Here is a 24,100-nt window from a genome sequence, read left to right on the forward strand (position 1 = left end):
CTATGCTCCGCTCAGCGCGTTGGGGCTGGTCGAGGGGACATCGCCGTCGGTGTTGAACGGCAGGACTGTCGCGGGCAGGAACTGACGGACCAGATCGAGGTCTTCGGGATCGAGCGCCCGCAGCCGCGCCAGCTCGAGCGTTTCAAGCAGCACCTGGTTGAGCCCTGCGACCGTCCATGCCTCGCCGATCACCGGCGGCACCGCGAGAAGCAGCGCTTGCGGGGCCATCGCCTGCGGCGGCTCGAAACGGAATGCGATGCCGGTGGTTTCGCTGGGCGAGGGCACGAACTCGGTGAATTCGTCGATCAGCAGCCCGGCGAGCGGCTGGGCGGGGGCCAGGACCTCGCCGTTCACCAGCACCAGCGAGGCGGCGCCGTCGACATAGACTGGCGCCGGGCGGCCGTTCCAGGCGTCGCCGCTCTTGAACGGCACTTGCGCGAGGCTCAGCGCGAGCGGCGCGCCGCCCATCGTCTCGGCTTCGCGCAGCGCGATGCCGAGACGCATCAGCGGCTCGCGGACGCGCTCGAGCCGGGTCAGCCAGGTCTCGGCGACCAGCGGCTCTTCTCCGGCCAGCGCGGGGTCGTCGCGCGACGCGACAAGCGTGGCGGCATCGACCACGACGAAGCGGGGAAGCACCACCGCACCCGGCCCGAGCAGCGCCTGCGCGCGCTGGATAAGCGGCTCGGGGCCGTCGGCGGACGAAGGCGCCGCCGCGCCGCTTTCGGGAAGCCGTGCGGCGAGCGCGGCGCGGGCACGTTCGGCGGCGCCGCGCAGCGACGGCCCGTCGCGCACTGCCGGGACCGCGAGATCGCCCACCGCGAAGTCCCAGCTCGCGGCGAGCGCGGAGTCGACCGCCGCCGCGTCGGTGCCCGCCAACGCCGCGTCGAGCGCAGCAAGGGTCGAGCGAATCGCCTGCTCCACCTGCGCGGCCCGCGCGGCGAGTTCGTTGAGGTCGATCCCGGCCGACGGATCGGCGTGCGGTGGCTGGAGCCGCGCACCGTCGAGCGGCCTGGCGACGCCCAGCAGCAGGCTCAGCGACCGGCCCAGCTCGAGCAGGTCTGGCAAGTCGCGGCCGCCGCCCAGCCGCGGGCGCCCGAACCGCTCGGGCGACGGCGCCGCGCGGGCTGCCCGCGCCCCGAGTTCCGCAAACCCCGCCTCGCCACCCCCGGCAAGGCGGACGAAGTCCGAGGCGGTAAGCCCGAGGCCGGTCAGCGGCACCGCCTGCTCGGCACCGTCGCCGTCGATAAGGTGGAGATCCTTGCCCTCGACCGGGCCGAGGCAGCGCGCCAGCCACGCGTCGAGCGCCGGTTCCGCTTGCGCGCGTGGCGATGCCGCCGCTTCGGCCCAGCCCCCGGCCGGCGTAGCATCGGGCGCGAGCAGGATCGCGACGCGGTGAGTGACGGTGATGCCGCTGCGCGGCGTGCGGACGAAGTCGAGCTCGGGAGGCGGCGTCAGTCCGCGGTCGATGTCGCCCAGCGTGTTGACCGCGGCGGCCATGTTGCCGCGGGCGAAGTGATGGACCTGCTCGGCCTGCAGCAAGTCAGCGGCGGCATCGACCGCCACGTTCAACCGGCGCAGCACGCCTTTCGCTCTGTCGCGCGCTTCCTGGCCCGGGATGTTGGTCACGAGATGATCGATCGCGTGTTCTTCGCTGTCCGCCCAAAGCTCGTGCAGCTTCAGTCCGTCGAGCCGCCGCGCTGCCGGTGGCAGCGTTTCATGGCCGGGGAGCGGGGCGACATCGCGGGCGTTGTCGACCGCGGCATCGAGCCCGCGTTCGTGCAAGTCACGCTCGACCAGATAGCCGAGCACCGTGCCAAGACTGCGTCCGGCGCGGACGCCGTCGAAGATGCGTTGCGCCAGCCGCACCCGTTGCGACGTGATCGAGATCGCAAACGGATCGTTCGCGCCCCCGCCGTGCGCGAGATGGACGTTGCGCAGCATCGCCGCGACCTGAGCCTGATGAATCGACGGAGCGTGGAGGAAGCCGGGGTCGTCCGCGGCGCGCAGCAACGTGCCCGGCTCTCCGGCAACCGGCTCGCCGACCGGCTCCGCGGGATCGGGACGCAACCCCTCGACCCAGCCGTATCCCCCGACCATCACGCCGGTCGGGGTTCCGTCGCGCAAGGCTGCGAGCCGACGCGTCGCCAATGAGGTTGCCCAGGCGTCGATCCGGTGCGACGCGGCATCGAGCGTGCCGGCGACGGCGGAACCGAGCTGATCGACGCTCGCCGCCGCGACCGTGCGCGCCGCGGCCAGGAACGCCTCGATCTCCGCCCGCGCCGGGTCGATGCCAGCCGCCAGCCGCGCGCGAACCGTCGCGCCGCCGACATCGCGGTCGCGCTGCGCGGCCCATCCCAGCGGCCCGGCGGCGAACCCGAAGACCTCGCTGTCGCTTGAAGCCGCGACGGCGGGGTCGACGATCAGGCGCTCGGCAGCGGCGGCGTGCTCGCGGAGCAGGCTTTGGCGGACCAGCGCGGCGAGCACCGATGCCGGCCGCTCCGCTGCGGCGGCGGCGAGCGTGTCGACATCGGCGGCGAGCATATCGGCGAGCACTGCGGCATGGTTCTCGCCGACCAGCGGCAGGTCGAGCGGCCATCCGGTCGGCTCGTACAGCGTAAGCGCGGCGAAAATCTCCGCGGGCACGCCCGCCGCCGCGGTCAGCGCGCGGGTCCGCCGCGCCATCGCCAGCCAGTCTTCTGCGGGCACTGCCCGGCCGAGAAAGTCGAGCGCGCTCGCGGCGAACGTCGGCCCGAAGGCGCGGCGCAGGGTCACCGCGCTCGACACCGCGTCCGAGCGCAGCACATCGAGCAGGTCGCTAGCGGCGTCGCCGCGCCCGATCCGCGCGACTTTGCCCAGCGCGGGCCGCCAGCCCGCCCCGATCAGCCCGGCGACGATCGCCGCCAGCCGGGTCTCGCGGGGCTCGCCAATAAACCGGGTCAACGCGGTCACCGGGAGCACGCCGTACGGCTGGCGCCCGATCCGGACCACAGGCAGCGGGCCGCCGGGGCGCACGAAGCGCTCGGCATGGTCGCGCGCCCACTCGCAATCCTCCGCCCGCAACCCGCCCGCCCCAATCCCGACGAACTGGGTCAGCCAATAGCCCCAGGTCGCGGGCCAAAGGGTCCGCGCCACCGCGACCGCCAGCGTCTCGCCGACGTCGCGCTCGCCGCCGGGAAGCCCAATCAGGTGAGCGTCGCCGATGCCGAGCGCGCGCGCGGTGATCGCCGCCGCCGACCCGTCCGCGGCACTGCCCGCCAGCGCGCCTAGCTTGCCGGGTTCCGCGCTCGACCATCCCGAGGACGTTTCGCTGGCGTTGTTGGTCGGTGTTCCGGCGGCGACGAAGCCGAGCCCGGCGGTGAAGCGCTGCGCATCGAGCAGCGTGGCAAGGCCCGCCGCACCGGCGTCGGCCCCGCCGTCGCGGACGCCCGCGACCAGCAGCAGGTCGACCGGACCCGCAACGTTGAGGCGCAGGGCCATGCCGATCCTTTCGGCTTCAGCGAAGTCGACCAGCCAGTTCATGCCCTCGTCGACCGCGGCCACTTCGCTGTCGGGGTCGGCCTCACTCGCCGGATCGACCAGCGGGGCATCGAGATTCGGCCCGACCGCGGGGTCGGACGCAATCGGCTTGCCGGTGGCGACGACGGCGATCCCGCCGCCGGCGAAGGCGGTCGCGGTCCATGCCGCCGGAAGCAGGCGGGCGGCCGGGGTGGCTGCGCGCTCGCTCAGCGTGACGGCGGGGAAAACGGGCTCGACCGCGGGGGGATCGCCGTCGGCGACGGCCTGGTCGGGCCGCGCAGCCGCGTTGGTCGGCTGAGTCGCCCGCGCCACCCAACCGGCGCGCGCCGGATCGAGCCGCCCGGCGAGCGCCTGCCACGCCCGCCTGCGTCGCTCGGGATCGCTGCCGGCGCGCCAGTCGGCGAGCCAGAACGCCTCGCCCGCCGCCGCTTCGCCGGGCGTCAGCCTGGGATCGTGGGCATCGACGTGAAGTTGGTCGGGATAGACCCGCACCAGCAGCTCGGTCTCCCCCGTCGCGCTCTCGGCGAAGCGGGTCTCGAGGCGAACGGGCAACAGCAGCAGCGGGTCGCCGGCCGCGGCCAAGAGTAACGCCGAGGCGGGGTTGCTCGCGCCGCCATCTGCGATCAGCGGGCCGAGATCGATCGGCGCTTCGCTCATGACGGGTCTTTCCGCATCAGCACCCGCACCGGAATCGTGATCCGCGCCGGACGTTGGCGCAGCCGTTCGGCGAGCGCCGCAGAGGTCGCATCGGGCGCCGGAGCATGGCTAACCCCCGAAGGCGCTTCGCCGACTTCGAAGCCGAACCGCGGCGCGCTGGGCTGTTCGGCGATCACGATCGACCACTCCGCGGCTTCGCTTTCCGGGATCGGAAAGCCGAAATAGCGCACGTCGGGGTCCAGCGCTCCGGTAAACGCCGGCGTGCGGACTTCACTGCCCTTCTTCGCACTGACGATGGCGTCGGGAAAGCGGCGGAGCAGTTCGGAGCGCAGCAACAGCACGAATTGATCGCCGGGCGCCGCATCGTCGTCGAGCGCGCGATCCCCGCGCGCGGCGAGCGGTTCGAGATCGGGTGGCGCGTCCGGATCGACCGCGCTGTCCCAGAAGCGGTCGAAGAAGGTCGCGTCGAGCGGCGCCGGAAACTCGCGCCACAGGAGCTCGCGGCCGAATTCGTGATTGAGCCCGATCATATAGGCCTGGACGAACGCCGAGTTGGTGACCAGCGCCAGCGCAGTGTTGGCGGGGACGCCATCGAGCCCGGGCAACAGCCACTCCTGGCCAAACTCGGCGAGCGCGTTCGCCATTGGCGCGGCAAAGCGCGGGCTCAGCACGGCTGGGATCGGCGGAGCCGGCTCGCCCGGGCTTTCACCGCTGCCGTCTGCACCTTGAGAGACTGTCAGCACACTGCCTAGCGCGGCAGTAAATGTTGCGCGCGGCGCCGCCATTGCCACCACCTGATGGAAGGCGGCGGTGATATCGACAATCGCGGTGGCTGGGCCGCTTGGCGCGGGAAGCGCGAGGAATTTGGCGAGGTGGGCGGGCGCGAGCGCTCGAAAAGCTTTCGCGTCTATGCTGTCGCGTGGGCGGGGGTGAGGGAGCGGAGGATCCGGCGGATCAGGCGGGTCGGGCGGGTCCGGCGGATCTATTCCGCCGGGCAGGCGTGCGCGCATCGCCGCCAGCATCCGCGCTCGGGCCCTACCGATCGCGCGCGCACCGGTAGCGACGGTCACCGGGTCAATGACCTCCGGCCGCAGACCCGTGCCTTGAAGATCGGGTGGACGGATGGAGAACTCCGGCTGCTGCGGCGCGGCGCCGAAGGATTCAGGGCGGATCAGCGCCCACGCGCCCTCGAGCGCAGAGGGGGCGCCTGTGCCGAGCACCTCGAAAGTGCCGAGGGGACCGACGTCGATGCGCGCCCGGCGTGCCCCGACGATCGTCGCGACGCGGGTTGCGAGTGCGAGCGCCGGGGGTCCGTCCGCACCGCGCGCCGCGCGGCGCATCGCCGGGCCGCGAATTCGGGCTGCACGGCGGATCGCCGGGCTCAAACCGCGCGCCGCGAGCCCACCATCGCCGAGCATCGCGGCGAGCGCCGTCTCGCCCGGCGCGCTTCCGGGCGCAAGCCGGCGCAATAACGGGGCGACCACGAACATACCGGCTTCGGGCGCCAGCGGCTCCAGGTGACGCTGGTGGATCCGTTGTGCGATCGCGATCCCGACGTCGGCCAGCTGCGCCAGCGCGGTCGCAGGGCGCATGTCCGCAGTCTGATCCCAAGCCGAGGCGACGAGCACCTCCTGATCGCGCTGGACGATCCGGACGCCGAGCGCGGCGGCCATGCGGTTGGCGGGGTTAACGTTGAGCTGTTCATACCATCCAGTGGAGTCGGCCGACCCCAACGCGGATCCCGCCGTCGGCCGGTATGCCGCCCCGTAGCGCGGCGGCGCGAGCAGCGGGCTGGTGGCGGGCGCATGATCCGGCGCGTTAAGAATTCCGATCAGAGCGGATGCGAAGCGCGGCGCGAGCGCGGGATCGCTCCACGCCTCGGGCGCGGTATCGAGCGGGCGCAACGCGCCGCCAAGCCGCACGTGCGCGCCATCGATCCCGGACAGGCCGACGCCGGCGTTCGACAGGTCGATCAGGCGCGAGCCGAACCCCGTTTCGGGCAAACGGCCACGGATTTTCAGCGCCAGCGCCTGGAAATCGCCTTCCACTCCGGTGCCGAAGCGCCAGTGATAGTAGACTGGTAACTCGACCGGCCCCATGCCGTCCGCGCGTTTCCACGCCGGGCCTTCGGCGGCGCCTGGATCCCGCCCCAGTCCGGCCAGCCGTCCCGCTTCGAACGTGGGCACGACGCAGGCCAGGTATTCGGTCTGCGCGGCGAGAAGCCGCCCGCAGACCAGCCGCGAGAGATTGCGCGCCGGATCGCCGCCGAGCGCGGCGGCGATGCCCTCGGCCCCCTGCGGTGCGACTTGCCCGTGCGCCCAGGCCCACGAGTCCGCGAGGTCGGGCAGTTCTTCCTCGGGCAAAGCGGGCGGCCCGATACGCAGCACCGGCAAGGTTCCCGTCCCCGGCACGTCGAGCCGGATGCCGGGTCCCGCCTTTACTACCACCAGGCACAGCCAAGGGCGCAGCCTGGCGGCGTTGGCCGAAGCGGGGGTGAAGAGCCACGGCAGCGCCGGCTCGTCGAATTCGATTCCTGCGAGATAGTTCGATTCGAACGTGCGCACACCCGGAGCCGGCTCGGTGCGGATAACCTGCTGGTGGACGAGTCCGACGACCTCGCCCGGCCCCATCAACTGCACCGGGATGCTCGCCTTCGCGGTGTCGTTGAGCGTGACCTCGGCGGTCGCCGTCACCCGGCTGGCGGGATGGCCGCCGCTCGGGTCCGGGGGTAGTGCGATCGCACCGCCGCGCGCGACCCACGGCAGGAAGACGAGCGCGGGGTCGCTCATGCCCGCCGCCGCAACGGTTCGAGCCGCGGCGCATCGGCCAGCACCGCCTCGGCATAGCGTCCCGCGCGCCCGGTCCGGGTCGCCGCGCGCGCTGCGGCGCCGACCCGGAAAGCCAGCTCGAAGACCCGGGGCGGCAACGGCTCGGGATCGCCCACGAACACCGGCTCGCCGTTGTCGTTGACGACGATCTCGTCGTACCCGAACGGTGAGGTCACCGCCGCGGCGGCATCGGTGCGATAGCTGTCGAGACCGAACGCGACCCCGGCCTCGCGCCGCACGAAACCGGGCGCGGCGAGGCGCTCGGCGTCGGTCATGTCGAAGAACTGCCCGTCCGCGAAGTCATCGAAAACCGGTTCGGTGCCTGCCGCTCCGCCGCCGACGGCGGCGGCGGTGATGGCAAAGCGGCGTGCCGCGCCCGTGGGCACGAACGCGCCGACTCGGTCGATGTCGCGATCAAGGTTGAGCGGCACCACCCCTTGGCGCACTTCCAACCGCCCGAGCGGATGGATCAGCAGCGTGTCAGCCGCGCCTGCGCCGGTCCGCACGCTGACGATCTGCGCGGCGAGCGGCAGCGGCTCGGCCCGCCAGCTGGCCACTAGCGACAGCCGCACGACAACTTCGGCGAGTACGTCGAGAGCCTCGGTCACGACACTGTTCGAGCCGCCGATCAGCGTCTTGTCGAACCCGACGGTATAGTCCCACCAGAGGATCCCGAAGGTCGCCTTCCCTGCCAGCCGCAGCGGGATCGGACCTTCGAGCTCGCCGCGGACATCGACCTTGAACAGGTTGCGGCTACCCCGCTTAAGCTGCACCCCGGCGCGGAAGTCGGCGATGAAATGCGGTGGCCACAGCTGGATCAGCACGTCGAAGCCGACGTAGCCTTCAAGACTGAAGCCGTAAGCGGAAGCATAAAGCGAGGCGCGGGCGCCGAACTGAAGCGTGTTCGAGGTCAGTGCGAAATAGGCCTCGACGATCAGCTTGGGATTATCGCCCGCAGTCAGCGCGATCGTAATCCGCGGCAGCATCGGAAACCCGCTCGGCGGCTGGAAGCGGGGGTTGAAGCCGCCCACCGCCAGCGCGAACCCTTCGCCGGACTTGCGCCGGAAGGCAGCGGCGCCGGTCAACACGAAGCGCCCGCAGAGCTTGGATTCGTAAAGCACCGCGTCGGCCGCGACTTCCTTGGTATCAAGGTCGAACACCCCGATCGCGTCGAGGTTGAGGCGCAGAATCGCGTTCTTGTCCTGAGGCAGCTCGGATGAAATCCGTCCGAGCAGAATCAACCGTGACTTGTCTGCGGTCGAATCGCGCTCGAGCAGTAGCGCGAGGTCGGCGCGGATCAGCGGACGGCCCGCGCCGAAATACAGCTTCACAAGAATGCCGTAGCAGTGGACGCCGTGCTGGACCGGAAAGAACGTTCGCAGCGCACTAGTCAGTTCGGGCAAGTGCTTAACCGGATCGGCGGGGAACAGGATGTGGCGCAGCTGCCCGGTGGGCAGCGCGGCGCGGATCGCGGTCTCGTCGACCCGCCGGTCGGCGGCATAGAGCAGGCCGAAACCGTCGAATACGATCGGGCCGGCATGCAGATCGAGATGCTCGACCGTGCCGATCAGGATCAGCGAGGATTCGGGATTGCCCTCGCGGTCCTTGGTCGAGGCCAGCCCGATGCAGCTCAGCGCGATCGTCTTGCCCAGCCGGAGCACCAGCGCGCCAACATAGTCGCCGGTAGCGGGATCGTGCTGGATCGTACCCCCGCCGCTGATCGGCCCGGTATCGAGCTGGATCGCGATGCCTTGCGGCGCAGCGGCGTCGAACCCGGCCTGGACCAGACGCAAGTTGCGCTCCGCCGATGGGGTTATTGTGTCGACGGTCGCGCCCAGGCCGAGGCGGTCGATGCGCAGGTAAACGGGGCCGAGCGTAGTGCTGAAGGTGACCAGCACGCCCGCGGCGATCGCCCAGCCGGTCTGAGGGGCGGTGGCGTCGCTGTACGCCAGGCGCAGGATGATTTCGTGGATGTTGAGAAAACCGAGCGTGTCGCCGCCGCCCAGTGGCAGGGTCATCGCCAGGTCGGGCGGGCCCGCCGGACCGGAGGAGTCGAACGGCGGTTCGGCACCCGCCGCATCGGTGCTCGACGCCTTGTGGATTTCATGGATGAAGCCGAGCTGCGAATCATACCCGAGCGCGAACCCGAACGGATAGCGGAACGGCTTGCCGCCGAGCAGCTTGCGGATGAACGAATCGCGGCTCTCGCCATCGATGACGAGCGCCGAACGGTCGGCGCGGACCAGAAATCGCGCGCCGCCCCCGGACAAGGTCAGCGCGGCGGCAAGCGGTCCAAACTCGATCCGCATGCCGAGGCGCTTGGGCCAGGTGTGGAGGGTGTAGGAAACGCCCGCTTCGTTGGGGATGACGGTCCAGCTGACCGCGACTTGCGACGTCACCGCGGTCGCGGTCGCTTGCGAATCGGTGCCCGAGATCAGCCAAGCGGCGGCGGCATCGCTGCGGACGTCGACACGGAAACGCCACTCCGGCTCGCCGTCGTCTCGGTCGGGATTGATCGCCTGGTCGATCGCCATCTCGCCGCCGAGCGCCAGAAACAGCTGATGGGGACGCGGCGGGACGCCGAGACGGCGCGGCAAGTATAGCCAACTAAGTCGGACCTTTTCCTCATCCGCGTCGGCTGCGCGGACGATTTCGGCCGACACCATCCGTCCCGAAACGACGTCGGCGGCGGTGGGCCGCACCAGGGAATCGACATCGAGCGCAGCCGCATCCCAGCCGACAATGACGTCACCCAGGATGTTCTGGCGATGCTCGCTGCTGTCTTTGGTCTGGTCGTACACCGCGATCGCGGCGACCAGTCCGCGGAGCGCGCCGTCAACCACCAGGAAACTCTTGTCGCGGTCAGTGACGAGCGTGCTTCCGCTCGCGCCCGCGGCCGTATCGTCGAGGTCGTCGAGGTCGTCGAGGTCGTCGAGCGTCCGGCCGGGATTCCACACGAACTTGAAGATGATTTTCATGGCATTCCAGAAGCGCGCGTAGGAGCGCTGCGCCTCGCCCCGCGCGCCCGGCCCGTGGGTATCGGTCAGTTCGATCGCGGTGACGATCGCCTGAAGCACGAGGAACAATCGCGGACTCTTGCGCCGCACGTAGTTGCTCCCGACCAGGTCCAACAGGCTGTGCGCGAACGCTTCGCCTCGCGCCGCCCAGCCGGCGTCCCAAGCCTCGATTTGGTCGATGATCGTACCCAGCAGGACCGCGATGTTGGCAATGGCTTCGGCGTCGGCCTGGGCGTCCGGGTCGACCGCGTCGCGATAGCTCTTCACCGCGTCAAGCACTGCGGGCGGCAGCACCACGGTGCCCTCTGTGTCTGGCCTGCCCCCAAGGTCGGCGAGCACCGCTTCGCGGACTTCCGGTGCGGCGAAGTCGGCCACGTCGCCTGCCAGATCCGCCACCAGCCCTGCCAGGCGCTGGAGGAGCGGGCGCTCGCTCATGGCTGCGGCGCTGCCGGGACCGGCACCGGCTCGATCGCCGCGACGCGCAGCCGAGCGGGAGGCGGCTCATCGTCCGCGCGCGGTGGTGCGTCCTTGGGCGGACCGAGCGGCGCCTTCTGGACCATGTATCTATCCATCACCCGCAGCCGGGTCTCAGGATCGATACCCTCGGTATAGACCTCATGGACCGCCGAAATTGCTCCGTCTTCGGTCTCGAAACGGCAAATCCCGAAGTTCGAGCGGAACAGCATCTGCCGCGCGTTGCGCATCCGTCCGAGCGCGGCCTGGTGGCGGTCCGAAATCGTCTGCAGCGCGGCGAGAACCTCCATGGGATCGGCCAGTTGCGCCTCGATCGCCGCATCGTCGATCGCCTTGGCCTGGATCGGCGGCGGCCGATGCTTCTCGAATTGGGGGTCGTCGAGTATGTCGCGATCGGCGCGCTCGTCGAGCAGGGGTTGCACTCGCCAACGCCAGTCGGGCGGTTTGGCCGGGTTCAGGCGGCTGCTCAATTCGAGGCGCGGAATGTCGATGTCGGGCCGGTTGTCATCAAGCCAGCCGTGCGCGGGCAGCAGCACCGGACTGCGCAGCAGCTTGGCGCGGGTAGCCGCAACGAGATCGTCGGTGCTTCGCCCCTCTGGCAGCAGCACGAGTTCGTCGGCCGGGCGATCCCACCCGAAGCGCTCGACCCCGATCTTCGCCCGCAGCAGTTCTTGCAGCAGCATCGCGCTGCGGTCGAGCGCGCGAAGGTAGACCGGCATCACGTTCTTGAAGCCACTCGACGTGAATTGGGCGATCCGCGCGGGACGCTGCGCCGTGCCGCGCCAATAGCTCATCACGTTGCCGGTCGAATTGTGGACGTCGCCCGAGAGCAGCACCACGCGCTGGAACTCGGCGAGGCGTTTGAGGAGATGCTCGAATGCCAGCGGCTCGAGTGCCCAGGTCTCGAGCGCGTCGGGATTAGTGCCGGGCATCTGGCGCGAACCGCTGACCTGTTGGCCGGCAAAATCTTTCGACTTTGCTGCATCGAAGATGCGATAGATTGCGGGCGACACCAGTTCGTCGAGCACGCCGGGGCCGATCACTTGCAGCGGCGCAATCACGATCAGCACTTCGCGGCCCGCTTCGAGCGGGCGTTGCGGCAGCTGGTCGACCAGTGCTTCGGGCGAGACGTTCCCCGGCGGGCCGATTTCGGACGCAAACGAACGGCGCGTACGGTTGTCGAGCGCGACCACCTGATGCTTCGGCCCGTCGACGCTGAAATGCCAGGTCAGCGGCGGCTTGCCCGTGCGAAAACGGCCGTCGAGGTCTGGTTGATTATCGATGTCGTGACCGAACATCGCGGCAAGTTCACCGAAGACGGCAGGGTCGGGTCCGGTGCTTTGGCCTTCAGCGAAATAGGCGGGCGCGCGGACCAAAAGGTCACCCGGGAGTTGTTTGCCGAGATTGGGATGATCGGCGTCGGTAGCCTGGTCGTAGCGGCGCGGATCATTGCCCCAGTCCTGGAACAGCGCATAGGCGAGCATGGCGTTGGTCAGGATGACCTGGCCGAGCGGCGAACCCAGCACGCGGCGGCGCCACAGCGGATTGAGAAACAGATCATCGGTCACATCGTGATCGTCGAAGATCATGTAGGTTGGGACGTTGGCCAACACCCGCTGAACCTTGCCGAGTCCGAGCAGGAAGTCGCGATGAACCCGGTGACTGTCGCGCCGCGCACGGATCGTCCGGGCCTTGGCGTCGGGCCTTCTCTTTTTGTCCTCCTCTTCTTTTTTCCTGGCGTCTTCGGCGGAAAGCGCTTTGGGAAGCGGGTCGGGCGGACCGAAGAGGTGTTCGGGGATGCGCTCGGGATATTTGGGATTCGCGAGACCGGAATTTTCGATCCCGGGCTCCGGGCGCGCGATGTCCTGAACGCGAATGTCGCGAAAGTCGGGCTCGGGGAATTGCGGGTCGACAAGGACAATACGGTCCTTTTCTCCAAACTCTTCGTCTTTCTTGAGCCACGTCAATGAAGTCGAAGACGCCGGATCGAACGTCTGGACTTCCGCCCCGGTCACCGTCTCACCCCAGCACGCGGGGCTCCATACCATCAGGTAGAGCGCGGCAAACTCACCGAACGAAATCAGGTGATTGTCGCCATCGCCGCTGGTGAACTGGGCGCTGTGCTGGGTCAACTTCAGACGGTTGCCTGGCGGGAAGTGTTCGGAGCCCGCGGGAAGGTCGCCCGCCGCGGCGGTTTCGGTGGCGGTCTCGGCAGTGTAGGCCGTCCAAGGCGTCTCGGGATCAACCGTCGCGGCAGTCTTCTTCATGACCTGGCCGACCTTGATCCGCTCGATCGCCGGGCCGTCAGGGCCATCGCGCCCGATCAATCGGACGCCCAGGTCGATGACGTGCGGCATCATCAGCCGACCGACGTCGTCGGCATAGATTTGGTCGCCACCGAGAAACAGCTGGTGAACGCGCCCGCGCGGATCGCCAACGCTCGATATCAGCAGCCCGTCGATCCACGCCAGCGCGTCGCCATCGTCGTACAGTGGCCGGCGACACGATCCGTATGCGATGCGCAAATCATCCAGCTCTGACGGGGGCAATGCAAAGCTTGGCAGCATTCGGTCGGCGTAGCCAAGCGGCGGGACCTCGACGCCGCTCGTTATCCGGGTTTCGAGCATCCCGAGTTCGCCCAGACCGCGTACCGGCTCGCCTGCGGCGGGCGGAACGCCCCCGGGAGGAAGCTTGATGACTCGCACGTCATACGAATAGAGCAGATTGGGCTGAAAGCTCTTGCCCGACGCCGGCGGGATTCGCGCGGTCACCATCCCCAGGTAAAGGCGCTCGCCGACGCGAACCGCCTTGGTGCCAGGCCGCGGGGGCGGCGCTGAGGGATCGTGCGGACCATCGCTGCTTGCGAACACGTCGTTGGTCGTGTCGAAAGCGACCCGGCCCTCCCACACGCGCAGGATTAGCTCAACCGGCTCGCTGAACGCCATCCATACGGCGACCAACCCCGGATCAACCCGGCGGAGTATCGGTCCGGCAAGGACAAGCGGCAGTTCCATGGCGCATCCCTCACGCCACAACGTCGGCCTATATATGCAGTATGTGGCCTATTTTGTCACTCCCGCAGCCAAATGAAGCGAAAGCCGCTATAAAATAGCGACTAACGCCGCCCATAGTCCGCAAACCGCGTCGGGTTGGCCGGAGGGGCTTTGTCAGCCCAAATGCACCGCTTGGTAAGCTGCGCTCGCTAGCGCTGGAGGATGCCCCGCCCGCGCAAGCCCGATAGTCCGTTTCGCTACTCAATCCGTCGCCAGAGGTGATCCGGCTGGTGGTGCTGATGTACGTGCGCTTCCCGCTGTCGCTACGGAATGTCGAAGACCTGCTATTCGAGCGCGGTATCGACATCTGCCATGAGACCGTGCGGATGTGGTGGAACAGGTTCGGTCCGATGTTCTCGAGCGAGATCCGGCGGCAGCGGGTCAGCCGCATGCGCGGATTCCGCCACTAGCGGTAGCATCTCGATGAAATGTACGTGAAGCTGAACGGCGAGATGGTGTATCTGTAGCGAGCGGTCGATCACGAGGGCGAGGTGCTCGAAAGCTTCGTCAGCAAGACCCGCGATAAGGCAGCAGCACTCGCCTTCATAAAAAAGGCGCTGAAGCGTCACGGCTCGCCCGAGAAGATCACCACCGACGGGCTGCGGAGCTACGGCGCGGCAATGGATGAGCTGGTTGCCGCAAGAAACAGGAGATCGGCCGCTGGGCCAACAACAGGGTGGAAAATAGCCACCTGCCGTTTCGACGACGAGAGCGCGCGATGAACCGGTTAGGCGAATGGGCTCGCTACAGAAGTTCGCCTCGGTCCACGCCAACCTCCACAATCACTTCAGCCTCGAACGCCATCTTGTCGACCGAAAGACCTACAAGGAACGACGCTCCGCCGCCTTGGCGGAGTGGCAGATCATCGCGAGCTAGCCCCCTGCCCCCATAGCCCGACGTGCATCATGGGGAGAGCGGTTCGCATTAGACTGACAGCACCTTCGCGCGCGATCGGGTTCAAGGCGACCAGCAGCCAGTTGCGTAAGCTGATCGGTGACATCGTCACCGCGTCGATCGAAAAGGGCTGGATCGATCGCAGGAACGGGGTGCTGGTTACCGGCGCGAGGCCCCGGTCGCCGCACCGCCGATCAAACCGCCATCGCCACTGGCGACGCTGATCGCCGAGGGCGAACACGAACGGCTCGAATTCAAGGAAACGCTGCGGTGGGATGTTGCTGCGGGTGTCCAGAACAAGAAGCTGGAGGACGTCGCGATCAAGACGCTGGCCGGGTTCGCCAACCGTGTCGGCGGAACGTTGCTGATCGGCGTTGCGGACGATGGCGCGATCACCGGGCTGGAGCGTGACTATGACTGCCTTGGCGGCAATCGCGACAAGATGCAGTTGCACCTGACGAACCTGGTCACGAATCATTTCGGACAGGCTTATCGCGCCGCGCCAATCCGCATCAGTTTTCCCGAACACGACGATGCGGCCGTGTGCCGGATCGACATCGATCGATCGCCCTCGCATGTGTTCGTGAGCACAAGGGACGCGCGTAACGTCTCCGCCGAACGCTTCTTCGTACGATCGGGCAATTCGACCCAGGAACACGCCGCGCGAAACCGCAACCTACATCCGCGAACATTTCGGGGGATGACGATCGCCGACCGCGCGGTTTCGCCGGCCGTGTCTCGCCGATCCGGCGGCCGATCGCTCCACGGCGGTATGCGGCGCATCAGCCGTTGAACGACATCACGATTTGGAGCGGCGATTATGGAGCGAAAACGCCAGAAACAAAAAAGGCGAGGCCGTAGCTTGGCCCTTATTTGGTGCAGTCAAACTGCTTGTTAACAGCCGGCCTGCGATTTCTGAACTTCATTACAATCTGCCGAAACGGACCGGAAGTCAATTGCTTTCGGAGTGATCCGACACGTATCTGCCTGATCGAACAAAAAGAAAAATTGGGGGACGTATGCGGCGGCTTGGTCTGGATATCGGCACGAACAGCATCGGGTGGTGCCTGACCGAGGACGATACGCGAATCGTCGACATCGGCGTGCGCATCTTTTCCGACGGGCGCGATCCGCAGTCCGGCACGTCGCTGGCGGTCGATCGTCGCGAGGCGCGCGCGGCGCGGCGGCGGCGGGATCGGTATATCGGACGGCGCTCGGCGTTTCTGGAGGCGCTGATCGCGCACAGCCTGATGCCCGCCGATGCCGACGAGGCGAAGCTGGTCGCCGCGCTCGATCCGTATGTGCTGCGCGCCAAGGCGCTCGACGCGGCGCTGACCCCGCACGAGATCGGCCGCGCATTGTTTCACCTCAACCAGCGGCGCGGATTCAAATCGAACCGCAAGGCCGAACGCAAAGTCGCCGATGGCGAGGACGGCAAGATCGCTAGCGCAAGCAAGAAGCTGGACGTCGAGATGGAGAAGGCCATTCCCGACGAAAGGAAGAGGACTCTTGGCGCTTTTCTGAAGACGCGACTGGACTCCAATGAGAGTGCTCGTGTCCGCATGGGAAGCCAATCTCAGGAGTATGATTTTTACCCCCAGGGCAACCGCACGCCGTACGAGAAGTGGGGTCACGACGAGGACCGTTGGGAAACGATTTCTGAGCAGGTCGCGCGGCTGCACAAATCCAAGCAATGGCGCTTCGGCCCCGATGCGATGGCGCGCGTGGAGAAGGACGGCGGCTTCCTGGCGCGGCAACTGACCGACACGCAATACCTGGCACGTCTGGCCGGGCGCTATCTCGGCAGCCTGTACGCGACCAAGGAAGAGGGCAGCGTCTATGTCATCCCCGGTCGGATGACAGCGATGCTGCGGCGATTGTGGGGCCTGAACGACATATTGCTCGACCACAACTATCCTGCGGTAGAAAATAAACACAGCAACGCGCCCAAGAACCGGCTCGATCACCGCCACCATGCGATCGACGCCGCGGTCGTTGCTGCACCTCTCTGCCTATCGCGGCTTCCTGATCGTAGCGAAGGATCGCGAAGAGGTCGGCCGCGTCGCGCTGGACGACGTCCACGCGGTCATTCTCCACGCGCATGGCTGCACATGGACCGGCAACCTCGTCGCCGCGCTGGCCGAGCGCGGCAGCCCAATCGTGTTCTGCAACACGCACCACCACCCCGTCGCGGTCACGTTGCCGATTGAGGGCTTTCACGCACAGGGCGGGCGGATGCGCGCGCAGTGGGATGCGGGGAAGCCGCTCGCCAAGCAGCTGTGGCGGCGCGTCGTGATGGCCAAGATCGCGATGCAGGGCGCGCTGCTCGCCTTCCACGATGCCCCCGGGGCCACCGCGTTCGACCTGATCGCCCGGCGGGTGCGATCGGGCGATCCAGACAATCTCGAGGCGCAGGCGGCACGCCGCTACTGGCCCGCGCTGATGGGGCCCGATTTCCGCCGTGATCGCGATGCGGCCGGGGCCAACGCGTTGCTCAATTACGGTTATGCGGTGATGCGCGCGACCGTCGCGCGGGCGGTCATCGCCGCGGGATTGCATCCGACGATCGGCATCTTCCACGCCAATCGCGGCAACGCCTTCGCGCTGGCGGATGATCTGGTCGAGCCGTTCCGCCCGCTCGTCGACGCGCTGGTTGTCGCGATGCTCGGCCAGGGTGTCGAGGCGCTCGATCCCGAAATCAAGCGCCGTTTCGCCCGGCTGATTGCGTTCGATGTCCGCATCGGAGCCGAGATGTCGCCTGTTTCCGTCGCGGCGCAGCGGCTGGCGCAGTCGCTCGCCCGTAGTTTCGAAATGAATACATCCGATCTGGCGCTGTTCGTCCCGCCCACACTGATGGAATGGGCTGCGCTGACCCGCCCGCTCGATCCGTTCCCAGGATCGTCAGGGGACGAATGAGCGATGGCGCGCACCTCAGCGGCTACCGGTTGATGTGGATTTTCGTGATGTTCGACTTGCCCGTCGGCACCAAACAGCAATCGCGCGAGGCGACCAAATTTCGCGAGTTCCTGCTAGACCAGGGATTCGAGATGAGTCAGTTTTCGGTGTATGCCAGGTTCTGCAACGGCCGGGAAAGCTACGATTCGCACATCAAGCGAATCGAACGCAATCTGCCCGAAAAGGGTGAGATCCACGTCCTCACATTCACGGACAAGCAGTATGAAAACATCGTCCGCTTCTCCAGCCAACGTCGCAAGCGGCCAAGAAAAAATCCGGATCAGCTGGCGTTGTTCTGATTCGGCGCGCCGTTTCTACCGGACCGAATGTGGCGTTTTTTCGTTCAAGTTGAACGAGTTGAAGCCACATCCGGCCTAGCAGTTCAGAAATCGCAGGCCAACAGCAACCGGCGCGGGCTGCGATGTCCGAGACGTGGAGGCCTAGCAGTTCAGAAATCGCAGGCCAACAGCAACGCCTCGATCGCCGCATCACGTCACTGGAGAGGCCCGGCAGTTCAGAAATCGCAAGCCAACAGCAGTAAATTCAAGTTATTTTGTAGAACAAAAAATCGTGTGGTTTACAAGTAGAATAAAATTATAATTACTTACAGCGATATTTTTTACTTGAAAAAACTCGTATTATTTAGAAATCTCAGGACTGTAACCGCCCAATTCAACTACGGCGCAAAACGCGCCCCGCAACAGCATCGAGCCGGGCCAATACCACGGGATCGCGCGCCGCGGGATCGGTGATCAGCGCGTGATCCAGCACCGTGTCGAGCGGCGACGCGGTCCGTTCGACCGGCAACGACGCGACGAACGCCTGCACCAGCCGCCGCGCGACCGCGCCGTTCGCGCCCATCTGCGCGATGACCTCGCTCACCTCGACGAATGCCGCCGCGTCGCGCCAGCAATCGTAATCGGTGACCATCCCGACCAAGGCGTAGGGCAACTCCGCCTCGCGCGCCAACCGCGCCTCCGGCATCGCGGTCATGCCGATCACGTCCGCGCCCCACTGCCGGAACAACAGGCTTTCGGCGCGGGTTGAGAATTGCGGCCCCTCCATTGCCAGATAGGTCGCGCCGGTCGCCGCCACCCCGCCCGCGTCGCGAATCGCTACCGCCGCGAAGCCCGACAGGCGCGGGCACACGGGTTCGGCCATCGAGACATGCGCGACCATGCCGGTGCCGAAAAAGCTCGCCGGACGCTGCACGGTCCGGTCGATGAACTGGTCGACGACGACGAACCGCCCCGGCGCAAGCTCCTCGCGCAGCGACCCGATCGACGAAATCGCGAGGATGTCGGTGCAGCCGCAGCGTTTCAGCGCATCGATATTGGCGCGCGTGTTGACCTCGCCCGGCGGGATGCGGTGGCCGCGGCCATGACGCGGCAGGAAACGCACCGCGACCCCGCCGATCCGGCCGTGCAGGATCGCATCCGACGGATCACCCCACGGTGTTGCGACCGCGCGCCATTCCGCCTCCTCCAGCGCGTCGATCGCGTACAGGCCCGACCCGCCGATGATCCCGATCGTCCATTCGCTCGTCACGGTCTGTCCCCTGCAATCCTGAAGCACGCGCCACCGCCTGCACGGTCGACCACGTCAATCGACCAGCCATGTGCGACGACGATCTGCCGCACCAGGTTCAGCCCCACGCCATTGCCGTCGCTGCGCGTGCTGAAGAACGGCAGGAACACGTCGCGCCGCAACGCTTCCGGTACGCCGGGGCCGTTGTCCTCGACCAGGATCGTCACCGCATCCTCCCGCGCCGTGATCGAGAGCATCACCTGCGCATCGGGCCTCGGCCCGGCGGCCTGCGCGGCGTTGCGCAGCAGGTTGATCAGCGCCTGCGCCAGCAGATCGGGGTCGGCGCGCAGCAGCAGGCCGTCGTCGATCGAAGTACTTAGCGTCAGGTCGGGCCAGTCGACGCGGATCAGCCGCGCCAGTTCCTCGGCGAACGGCGCGGCGGCGAAATGCTGCAGCCGCACCTCGGGCGCGGCGGACACCGCGCGATAGCTGTTTATGAAGCTGTGCAGCCCCGCAGTCCGCCGCGCCATCGTCGCCACCGCCTCGCGCGCCGCGGTTACATCAGCCGTATCGCCCTCCAACATCGCCGCGGCGGTCGCCGACAACGACGTGACCGGGGTCAGCGAATTGAGGATCTCGTGCGTCAGGACGCGCACCAGATCGGTTTGAGCGGCGATTTCCACCGCGTCCAGCGTACCCTGCACCGGCTCGACCGTGATCGCGCGCACCCGCGCGCCGAGCCGCACCAGCGTCGCCGCGCGAAGGATCGCGCGGTGCGGGCCGCCCGGCAGCCGCAGGATGACCAGTTCGGCCCCATCGCGCGTCGTGTCGGCCAGCCGCGCCGCAAAGGTCGCGCCAAATATCGCGAAATCGTCCGGGCGTACGCCCTCGCAACCTGCGAACAGACGTCGGGCGGCCTTGTTCGCCAGCCGCACGCCGTGCGGGTCGTCGATCGTCAGCAATGCGACGGGCAGGTCGTCGACCAGCGCCTCCAGAAACCGCAACTCCTGCAGGCCGGTTTCGCGTTCGCGCCGCAACCGCTCGATCGCGCCGTTCAGCGCCACGCCCAGCGCCGCAAATCCTGCCCCGCCGCGTGCATCGAAGCGCGTCGCGAAGTCGCCGTGCTGCTGCGCCTCGATGAAGCGCGCGAGCGTCCGATTGGTCCGCGTCACATGCCGCCACAGCCCCGCCCCCGCGCCCGCCACCAGCAACCCCGCGACAATCCGCACCGCCGCCAGCCCGGGCGTTTCGAGCGCCAGCGAGAAGCCGAGCAGCGCCCCGAAAATCGCTGCGATCCATGCGATCAGGACCAGCGTGAAGCGCCGATCAAAGCCCATGCTTCTCCATTCGCCGATAGAGCGCGGCGCGCGAAACGCCCAGTTCGGTCGCGGTGGCGGAGATGTTGTAGCCGTGCTTCTTCAGCGCTTCCTCGACCAGCCGCCGCTCGACCCGGTCGAGGTTATAGTCGACCGGCGGCGTCACCACCGCCGCCGTCGCGATCCGCGGCGACGGCGCGCCGATCGGAAAATCGTCCGGGCCGAGCGGGGTGTCGCCCCCCAGGATCACCGCGCGCTCGATCGCATGACGCAGCGCCCGCACGTTCCCCGGCCAGTCGTGCGCAGTCAGCGCCGCCAGCGCCTCCGCGGTCAATCGCGGCGCGGGGCGGTCGTAACGGCGCGCATAATGATCGAGGTAATGGTCGATCAGCGCCGCCACATCCTCGCGCCGCTCACGAAGTGGGGGCAACTCGATCTCGACCGTGTTCAGCCGGAACAGCAAATCCTGCCGGAAATGGCGGTCGTCGCGCAGCATCGCGGGCGTCATGTTGGTCGCTGCGATCACGCGGATATCGACCGGCACGGGCTTGTTCGCGCCGACCGGCGTCACCTGCCTTTGTTCCAGCACGGTCAGCAATTTGGGCTGCAGATGCAGCGGCAGGTTCGCAATCTCGTCGAGGAACAATGTCCCGCCGTTCGCGGCCTGGATTCGCCCCACGCGGTCGCTGCGTGCATCGGTGAACGCGCCCTTCACATGGCCGAACAGCTCCGAATCGATCAGTTCGGTGGCGATCGCGCCCAGATCGACGGTCTGCATCGGCTTTCCCGCGCGCCTAGAATGCGCGTGCAGCGCGCGCGCGACGAGTTCCTTCCCGGTGCCATTCTCGCCCAGCACCAGCACGTTGGCGTCGGTCGGCCCGGCGCGCTCGACCAGCGAATGCACCCGCGCCATCGCGGGCGACGCGCCGATCAGCGGCGATCCCCCCGCCGCGGGCACAGGCGGCGGCGTGCCCCGCTTCGACCGGCGGAGCGCCGCGGCGGTGCGCACCGTCGCCAGCAGCCGCGCATTGTCCCACGGCTTCGACACGAAATCGGTCGCGCCGCGCTTCATCGCCTCCACCGCCACCTTCACCCCGGCGTGCGCGGTGATCATCACCACGATCAAATCGGGGTCGGCCGCCAGCAACGCATCGAGCAGCGCCAGTCCCTCGCTCGCATCGGTCGCGCCACGCCCGTAATTCGCGTCGAGCAGCGCTACGTCGGGCCGCCGCGTCGCCACCACCGCGGCGGCATCCGCCGGATCGGTCAGCGTCACGACCTCGCGAAACAGTCCGCGCAACAACAGCCTGATCGAGGTCAGAATGTCCTGATCGTCATCGACCACCAGACACAGATCGAATTCCGCCCCCGCACCCATCTGTTCGCTTTCGTACAATCACTGTCCGGAATCGGACAATCAATAACCGTGCCAATAACGAAAACAACTGTAGTCGACAAGCTTCTCGCTCTGGCACGCTTCCTGCTGAGTATCTGGCACAAGGGCAAAACCCGGTGGGAGACGAGTGATGGCGGACCGCGATATCAGGGCGAGCAGGCGCACGGCGCTGGCGGTGATCGCCGCCGCGATCGCGTTGACCGCGATGCTGTCGCCTGGTCCGAAGGCGAAGGTCGAGCTGACCACCGCGCGCATTTCGGTCCTGCTGGAAACCGGCCCTGTCCGATTCCGGACATTCGTGTCCGATAATGCACAGCCAGCCGGGCTGACTTTGTCGATCGGCAGCATCGCCTGATGAGCGTGCTGCGCCTGAAAACCGAACCGGCGGCGGGCGGCGCCGCGATCAGCGGCAGCGGCATGGACCGCGTCGTCACCAGGCGCAGCCTGCCGTTGCGCACGAAGATCGTAGGTGGCGTCGCGCTGCTGATGCTGCTGATCGCCGCCTTCTGGTGGTTCGCGCCCAGCGCCGGGTCGCAGACCATCCCCGCCGACCGCCTGACGATCTCGCCCGTTAAGCAAGGCGTGTTCGAGGATTTCGTACCCTTGCGTGCGCGCGTCACCCCTCTGCTGACCGTCTATCTCGACGCGATCGAAGGCGGCCGCGTCGAGGAGGTCGTGGCGGAGGACGGCGCATCGCTCGCCAAGGGTCAGCTGATCGCGGTGCTGTCGAACGCCGAACTGCAACTCTCCACCCTCGCCCGCCAGACCGAGGTCGAACAGCAGATCAACAACATGCGCAGCCAGGAACTGGCGCTGGCGCAGACCCGCCTCGCCAACGAACGCTCGCTGCTGGAGGCCGGACTCGCTGCGACGAAGATGCGGCGGCAATTCGAGCGCGAACGCCCGCTCGCCGCACGCGGCTTCGTCGCCGGCCGCCAGTTCGACGACACGCGCGACGCCTACGACTACGAACGCCGCCGCCTCGCGGTACTCGAACGCAGCCGCGCCACCGACGAACGCCTGCAATCGAGCCAGCTCGCGCAGACCCGCGCCTCGAGCCAGTCGATGCGCGCCAGCCTCGGCCTCGCACGCGCCAATCTGGAGGCGCTGAACCTGCGCGCGCCGGTCGCCGGGCAATTGTCGGGCTTCAGCATCCAGGTCGGCCAGTCGCTCGCGCGCGGAGAACGCGTCGGACAGATCGACAGCCCCGGCCGCAACAAACTGATGAGCGGAGTCGACGAATTCTACCTCGGCCGCGTCCAATTGGGCCAGAAGGCGACTGTCACGGTCGGCACGAAGACCTATGCCGCAAAGGTCGCCAAAATCTATCCGCAGGTGCAGAATGGCCAGTTCCAGGTCGACCTGCACTTCACGCAGGGCGAACCCGCCGATCTCCAGCGCGGGCAGACCTTGCAGGCGAAACTGACGCTCGGCGACGCGCAGCCTGCGAAGCTCATTCCGAACGGCGCTTTCTACAACGAAACCGGCGGCAACTGGGTCTTCGTGCTCGCCCCCGACGGCCACAGCGCGGTGAAACGCCAGGTCCGTCTCGGCCGCCGCAACGCCGATTCGATCGAGGTGCTCGACGGGCTCGACAACAACGAACGCGTCGTCACCTCCCCCTACACCGGTTTCGCCGACAAGGACCGGCTCGACCTCGCGACCTCATGAAAGGACCACAAATGCTCCAGATGCGTGCGCTCTCGCGGGTCTACCGCACCGACACCGTCGAAACGACCGCGCTCGACGCGATCGACTTGGACATCGCCGACGGCGAATTCGTCGCGATCATGGGACCGTCGGGCTGCGGCAAATCGACCCTGCTGAACTTGATGGGGATGCTCGATTCACCCTCCAGCGGCTCGTACTCGTTCGACGGTCAGGAAGTCGCCGGGCTGGGCGAAGCGCAACTGGCCGACGTGCGAAAGGCGTCGATCGGCTTCATCTTCCAGAGCTTCAATCTGGTCGACGAACTGTCGGTGCGCGAAAACATCGAACTTGCGCTGCTGTACCACGACGTGTCGGCTGCCGACCGCAAGCGCCGCACCGACGAGGTGATGGACCGCGTCGGCATCGCGCACCGCGCCCGCCACCGCCCCAGCCAATTGTCGGGTGGTCAGCAGCAACGCGTCGCGGTCGCTCGCGCGCTCGTCGCCAGCCCCAAGCTGATCCTGGCCGACGAACCGACCGGCAACCTCGACACCGCACACGGCGAAGACGTGATGCGGATGCTGCAAAACCTGAACGCGGAAGGATCGACGATCGTGATGGTCACCCACTCCCCCGCCCACGCCGACTTCGCCACCCGCGTCGTCAACATGCTCGACGGCCACATCCTCCAGGAACGGCGGCGGGCGGCTTGAGCACCGATCCGTCGTTGCGAGCGCAGCGAACCAATCCAGCGCAGCGTGCCGGACACTGGATTGCTTCGCTGCGCTCGCAACGACGGACGGTAGTTATCGGGAAC

The 24,100-nt window shown here is 67.5% G+C and carries 16 protein-coding genes and 1 pseudogene; 10 read left to right on the forward strand and 7 right to left on the reverse strand.

From position 1 onward, the window contains the following. Genes M0208_RS06640 through M0208_RS06655 form a run of 4 tightly spaced genes read right to left on the reverse strand, consistent with a single transcriptional unit; the run spans position 1 to position 13,506 of the window. Positions 1–4,173 (reverse strand): hypothetical protein, encoded by a 4,173-nt coding sequence (locus M0208_RS06640; protein ID WP_258890938.1) that lies wholly within the window; start codon positions 4,171–4,173, stop codon positions 1–3. Further along, positions 4,170–6,962 (reverse strand): hypothetical protein, encoded by a 2,793-nt coding sequence (locus M0208_RS06645; RefSeq protein ID WP_258890939.1) that lies wholly within the window; start codon positions 6,960–6,962, stop codon positions 4,170–4,172. The genes M0208_RS06640 and M0208_RS06645 overlap by 4 nt, the downstream gene beginning before the upstream one ends. Then, a complete protein-coding gene (locus tag M0208_RS06650) occupies positions 6,959–10,453 on the reverse strand; it encodes a DUF6603 domain-containing protein (protein WP_258890940.1) in 3,495 nt (1,164 codons plus the stop codon). Before M0208_RS06650 ends, M0208_RS06645 begins: the two co-directional genes overlap by 4 nt. Next, complete coding sequence (locus M0208_RS06655; RefSeq protein ID WP_258890941.1) at positions 10,450–13,506, reverse strand: hypothetical protein; 3,057 nt, start codon at positions 13,504–13,506, stop codon at positions 10,450–10,452. Before M0208_RS06655 ends, M0208_RS06650 begins: the two co-directional genes overlap by 4 nt. Before the next feature lie 257 nt (positions 13,507–13,763). Here M0208_RS06655 and M0208_RS06660 point away from each other — a divergent pair, with 257 nt between their 5' ends. The 7 genes and pseudogenes from M0208_RS06660 to cas2 all read left to right on the forward strand — a co-directional run bounded on the left by M0208_RS06660 (position 13,764) and on the right by cas2 (position 17,693). Further along, complete coding sequence (locus M0208_RS06660; protein WP_258890942.1) at positions 13,764–13,955, forward strand: transposase; 192 nt, start codon at positions 13,764–13,766, stop codon at positions 13,953–13,955. An 81-nt stretch (positions 13,956–14,036) separates the two neighbouring features. Next, the gene (locus M0208_RS06665; protein ID WP_258890943.1) at positions 14,037–14,267 is read left to right on the forward strand and encodes a DDE-type integrase/transposase/recombinase; all 231 of its coding nucleotides are present in this window, start codon (positions 14,037–14,039) and stop codon (positions 14,265–14,267) included. A 13-nt stretch (positions 14,268–14,280) separates the two neighbouring features. Beyond that, positions 14,281–14,421: a hypothetical protein gene (locus M0208_RS06670; RefSeq protein WP_258890944.1), complete on the forward strand. Its 141-nt coding sequence runs from the start codon at positions 14,281–14,283 to the stop codon at positions 14,419–14,421. Between the two features lie 283 nt (positions 14,422–14,704). Next, the gene (locus M0208_RS18545; RefSeq protein ID WP_408988139.1) at positions 14,705–15,232 is read left to right on the forward strand and encodes a helix-turn-helix domain-containing protein; all 528 of its coding nucleotides are present in this window, start codon (positions 14,705–14,707) and stop codon (positions 15,230–15,232) included. A gap of 226 nt (positions 15,233–15,458) precedes the next feature. Then, positions 15,459–16,382, forward strand: a pseudogene (cas9, locus tag M0208_RS18550) (type II CRISPR RNA-guided endonuclease Cas9); the annotation flags it as partial. Positions 16,383–16,413: 31 nt separating this feature from the next. Next, a complete protein-coding gene (cas1, locus tag M0208_RS06685; protein WP_258890947.1) occupies positions 16,414–17,355 on the forward strand; it encodes a type II CRISPR-associated endonuclease Cas1 in 942 nt (313 codons plus the stop codon). Then, on the forward strand, positions 17,352–17,693 hold the full coding sequence (gene cas2 / locus M0208_RS06690) for a CRISPR-associated endonuclease Cas2 (RefSeq protein WP_258890948.1): 342 nt from the start codon (positions 17,352–17,354) through the stop codon (positions 17,691–17,693). The genes cas1 and cas2 overlap by 4 nt, the downstream gene beginning before the upstream one ends. Positions 17,694–18,066: 373 nt before the next feature. Here cas2 and mtnP read toward each other — a convergent pair whose 3' ends face one another. Genes mtnP through M0208_RS06705 form a run of 3 tightly spaced genes read right to left on the reverse strand, consistent with a single transcriptional unit; the run spans position 18,067 to position 21,615 of the window. Continuing rightward, positions 18,067–18,942 (reverse strand): S-methyl-5'-thioadenosine phosphorylase, encoded by an 876-nt coding sequence (gene mtnP / locus M0208_RS06695; protein WP_258890949.1) that lies wholly within the window; start codon positions 18,940–18,942, stop codon positions 18,067–18,069. Beyond that, positions 18,939–20,258: a PAS domain-containing sensor histidine kinase gene (locus M0208_RS06700; RefSeq protein WP_258890950.1), complete on the reverse strand. Its 1,320-nt coding sequence runs from the start codon at positions 20,256–20,258 to the stop codon at positions 18,939–18,941. The genes mtnP and M0208_RS06700 overlap by 4 nt, the downstream gene beginning before the upstream one ends. Further along, a complete protein-coding gene (locus M0208_RS06705) occupies positions 20,248–21,615 on the reverse strand; it encodes a sigma-54 dependent transcriptional regulator (RefSeq protein ID WP_258893181.1) in 1,368 nt (455 codons plus the stop codon). The genes M0208_RS06700 and M0208_RS06705 overlap by 11 nt, the downstream gene beginning before the upstream one ends. Positions 21,616–21,763: 148 nt before the next feature. Here M0208_RS06705 and M0208_RS06710 point away from each other — a divergent pair, with 148 nt between their 5' ends. Genes M0208_RS06710 through M0208_RS06720 form a run of 3 tightly spaced genes read left to right on the forward strand, consistent with a single transcriptional unit; the run spans position 21,764 to position 23,996 of the window. Further along, positions 21,764–21,988: a hypothetical protein gene (locus tag M0208_RS06710; RefSeq protein ID WP_258890951.1), complete on the forward strand. Its 225-nt coding sequence runs from the start codon at positions 21,764–21,766 to the stop codon at positions 21,986–21,988. Beyond that, positions 21,988–23,304: an efflux RND transporter periplasmic adaptor subunit gene (locus M0208_RS06715; protein WP_258890952.1), complete on the forward strand. Its 1,317-nt coding sequence runs from the start codon at positions 21,988–21,990 to the stop codon at positions 23,302–23,304. Before M0208_RS06710 ends, M0208_RS06715 begins: the two co-directional genes overlap by 1 nt. 11 nt (positions 23,305–23,315) lie before the next feature. Further along, positions 23,316–23,996 carry an ABC transporter ATP-binding protein gene (locus M0208_RS06720; protein WP_258890953.1) on the forward strand — a complete coding sequence of 227 codons (681 nt, stop codon included), beginning with the start codon at positions 23,316–23,318 and terminating at the stop codon, positions 23,994–23,996. Positions 23,997–24,100: the final 104 nt, after the last annotated feature.

Origin of the sequence: Sphingomonas sp. SUN019, from assembly GCF_024758705.1 — a bacterium.
Taxonomy (GTDB): domain Bacteria; phylum Pseudomonadota; class Alphaproteobacteria; order Sphingomonadales; family Sphingomonadaceae; genus Sphingomonas.